At 66.3% G+C, this 412-nt stretch carries 1 pseudogene; it reads left to right on the top strand.

The features are described from left to right. A pseudogene (locus AC066S_RS39715) lies at positions 1–296 on the top strand (NAD(P)-dependent alcohol dehydrogenase); the annotation flags it as partial. Between the last annotated feature and the right edge of the window lie 116 nt (positions 297–412).

The following is a 412-nucleotide window of genomic DNA, read 5'->3' as shown; positions in this document are numbered from 1 at the left end:
CCCTGAGGGTGCTCAAGCCCGGCGGCACCCTTTCCAGCCTCGGGGTCTATTCGGAAGACCTGACGATTCCGTTGTCGGCCTTCGCCGCCGGCCTCGGCGACCACCGGATCAATACCGCGCTGTGCCCCGGCGGCAAGGAGCGCATGCGCCGACTGCTCAATATCGTGGCTTCGGGCCGGGTCAACCTCGGGCCTTTGGTCAGCCACGAATACCGCCTCGACGACATCGTCGCCGCTTACGACCTGTTCGCCAACCAGCGTGACAACGTACTGAAGGTGGCGATCAAGCCGCACTGAGACCGTCATCCTATACTGCTGGACGGAGGTGGCGAACCCGTCGCGACCGACGAAGCGGGTTCCACCCATGGCGTCGGCGGCGCCCTTGCGCCGTCGCTTCGCGGGGGGATGGAGAG

It is taken from the genome of Bradyrhizobium sp. CFUWI (assembly GCF_056429085.1).
Note: the sequence above shows the minus strand (reverse complement) of the source record. Positions and strands in the feature narration are given on the sequence as shown.